The organism is uncultured Luteimonas sp. (genome assembly GCF_947492465.1).
In the GTDB taxonomy this organism is placed as follows: Bacteria; Pseudomonadota; Gammaproteobacteria; order Xanthomonadales; family Xanthomonadaceae; genus Luteimonas.
In genome coordinates, this window is sequence record NZ_CANLNF010000031.1 from 1 (window position 1) to 647 (window position 647).

The following is a 647-nucleotide window of genomic DNA, read 5'->3' on the forward strand; positions in this document are numbered from 1 at the left end:
GCGATCCTGGTGTGCTCGGCCGCCGACGGCCCGATGCCGCAGACGCGCGAGCACATCCTGCTGGCCCGCCAGGTGGGCGTGCCGTACATCGTGGTCTACCTGAACAAGGCGGACATGGTGGACGACGCCGAGCTGCTGGAGCTGGTGGAGATGGAAGTCCGCGAGCTGCTCTCCAAGTACGAGTTCCCGGGCGACGACACCCCGATCATCCACGGTTCGGCGCTCAAGGCGCTGGAAGGCGACCAGTCGGATATCGGCGTGCCGTCGATCATCAAGCTGGTCGAGGCGCTGGACAGCTGGATCCCGGAGCCCGAGCGCGACGTGGACAAGCCGTTCCTGATGCCGGTCGAGGACGTGTTCTCGATCTCGGGCCGCGGTACGGTGGTGACGGGCCGCATCGAGCGCGGCGTGATCAAGGTGGGCGAGGAAATCGAGATCGTCGGTATCCGTCCGACCCAGAAGACCACGGTCACGGGCGTGGAAATGTTCCGCAAGCTGCTCGACCAGGGCCAGGCGGGCGACAACGCCGGCCTGCTGCTGCGCGGCACCAAGCGTGACGACGTGGAGCGTGGCCAGGTGCTGTGCAAGCCGGGTTCGATCGCGCCGCACACCGAGTTCGAGGCCGAGGTGTACGTGCTGTCGAAGGA

Annotated in this window: 1 protein-coding gene; it reads left to right on the top strand. The window is 66.9% G+C overall.

Annotation, left to right across the window (positions count from 1 at the left end):
* Positions 1 to 647 (top strand): GTP-binding protein (locus Q0863_RS18435; RefSeq protein ID WP_298581763.1); only part of this gene is annotated, 647 nt, incomplete at both ends.